This window comes from Actinophytocola xanthii (assembly GCF_001921205.1).
In the GTDB taxonomy this organism is placed as follows: Bacteria; Actinomycetota; Actinomycetes; order Mycobacteriales; family Pseudonocardiaceae; genus Actinophytocola; species Actinophytocola xanthii.
The window spans coordinates 1-2,478 of record NZ_MSIE01000116.1 but is presented as its reverse complement, the minus strand read 5'-3'; the positions used below and the strand labels follow the sequence as shown (position 1 = coordinate 2,478).

At 75.9% G+C, this 2,478-nt stretch carries 1 protein-coding gene; it reads left to right on the top strand.

Going from position 1 to position 2,478, the window contains the following annotated elements:
* Positions 1-2,478, top strand: a 2,478-nt coding sequence (locus BU204_RS36225) for a polyketide synthase dehydratase domain-containing protein (protein ID WP_332888616.1), incomplete at both ends; no start/stop codon positions are given.

The following is a 2,478-nucleotide window of genomic DNA, read 5'->3' as shown; positions in this document are numbered from 1 at the left end:
CACGCGTTTCATTCGGGGTTGATGGACCCGATGCTGGCGGAGTTCGCCCAGGCCGTCGCCCGGGTCGAGTTCGCGGAGCCGAGCATTCCCGTGATCGCCACCGCCGGCGGCGCGTTGAACCGGGAGTACTGGGTTCGGCAGGTGCGGGAGCCGGTGCGGTTCGCCGACGCGGTCGCGGCGCTGGGGGAAGCGGGCGTGACGCGGGTTGTCGAACTGGGGCCGGACGGGTCGTTGACGGCCGCGGTGGGGGAGATCCTGCCCGACGCGGTGGCGGTCCCGGTGCTGCGGCGAGACCGGGACGAGGAGCAGACCGCGCTGCGGGCACTGGCCGCGCTGCACGTCACCGGAGCGCCGGTCGACTGGGCCGCGTTCCTGCCCGCCGCGTCCGTCGTCGACCTGCCCACCTACCCGTTCCAGCGGGAGCGGTTCTGGCCGGCAGCCGGGACGAGCGGCACCGACGCGGCCGGGCTCGGGCTCGTGCCGGTCGACCACCCCCTGCTCGGCGCGGCGGTCCTGTCCGCCGAGGACGGCGCGGCGCTGGTCACCGGCCGGCTCTCGGTCGCCACCCAGCCCTGGCTCGCCGACCACGTCGTCGGCGGCGCCGTCCTGTTCCCCGGCACCGGGTTCCTCGAGCTCGTGCTGCGCGCCGCCGACCAGGTCGGCTGCGACCGCGTCGAGGACCTCACGATCGCCGTGCCGCTCGTGCTCCCCGAACGCGAGCAGGTCGCCGTCCAGGTCAGCCTCGGCGTCCCCGACGACGCCGGACGCCGCGAGGTGCGCGTGTACTCCCGGCCGGCCCACCTCGTCGACGGCGAGTGGACCCGACACGCCACCGGCCTGCTCGGCAGCGGCGAACGCGTGTCCGCCCTGGACACCACCCAGTGGCCGCCGCCCGACACCACGCCGGTGGACCTCGACGGGCACTACGCCCGGCTCGAGGCCAACGGCCTGCGCTACGGGCCGGTGTTCCGCGGCTTGCGGCAGGTCTGGCGCCGCGGCGAGGAGATCTTCGCCGAGGTCGCCCTGCCAGAACGGCTGGACGGACGCAGCCAGGAGGCCGGCGCGTTCGGCCTGCACCCCGCGCTGCTCGACGCGGCGCTCCAGGCCAGCGCCTTCCTCGCCGCCAACGAGGGCCGCAACCTCATGCCGTTCTCCTGGCGCGGGGTCAGCCTGCACGCCGCCGGCGCGTCCGCACTGCGCGTGCACTGGACGGGCGCCGAGGAGATCACGCTCGCCGCGGTGGACCCCGCCGGCGCCCCGGTCATCTCGGTCGAGGCACTGACCCTGCGCCCCGCCCCGGCCCAGCCCGCCACCGCACCCGACACCGCCCTGCGCGACGCGCTGTTCCGGGTGGACTGGCCGATCGCGCCGACCGCCACCGCGCCGGTGCCCGGCCGAACGGTCGCTGTCCTGGACACCGTGGCCGGTCTGCTCACCGACCAGCCGCCGGAGATCGCCCTGCTGCCGGTCGTCGGCCACAAGGACGGCCCCACGGCCACCACCGCGCGCGTGCTCGACGTGCTCCACGAGTGGCTCGCCGAGCCGCGGCTGACCGACACCCGGCTTGTCGTCGTCACGCGCGGCGCCGTCGCCGGCGTCGACAGCCCCGTCACCGACCTGGCCGCGTCCGCCGTCTGGGGCCTGGTGCGCTCCGCGCAGTCCGAGCACCCCGGCCGGTTCGCCCTCGTCGACGTCGAGTCCGACGAGGATGTCGCCCTGGCCCTCCCAGTGCTCGACGACGAGCCCCAGGTGATCGTGCGGGAGGGGGTGGCCCGGGTCGCCCGGCTGGCCCGTGTGCTCGGCGGCGGCGAGCTGGTCCCGCCGCCCGAGGGCCCGTGGCGGCTCGACACCCGCGACCGCGGCAGCCTCGACGGCCTCGCGCTCCTGCCGAGCCCGGAGGCCGCCGAGCCGCTGCGTGGCGCCCAGGTTCGGCTCCGGGTCACCGCCGCCGGGCTGAACTTCCGCGACGTGCTGACCGCGCTGGGGATGTACCCCGGCGAGCCCGGGGCGCTGGGCGCGGAGGCAGCGGGCGTCGTGCTGGAGGTCGGCCCGGACGCCGCCGCTCTGCGGCCGGGGGACCGGGTGATGGGCATCGTCCCCGGAGGCATGGGTTCGGTCGCCGTGGTCCCGGACGAGCGGGTGCTCGTCAAGGCGCCGGCCGGCTGGTCGGACGAGACCGCCGCGTCCATCCCGCTGGTGTTCCTCACCGCGCTCTACGCCCTCACCGACCTCGGCCAGGTCCGCCCCGGCGACCGGGTGCTGGTCCATGCCGGGGCCGGTGGGGTCGGCATGGCCGCGATCCAGCTCGCGCATCACCTCGGTGCGGAGGTGTTCGCCACGGCCGGCGAGTCCAAGTGGGAGACGCTCCGGTCGTTGGGGGTGGCGGAGGACCACATCGCCTCCTCGCGGACGCTGGAGTTCGAGCAGGTGTTTGGTGCGGTGGATGTGGTGCTGAACTCGCTGGCGGGCGAGTTCGTG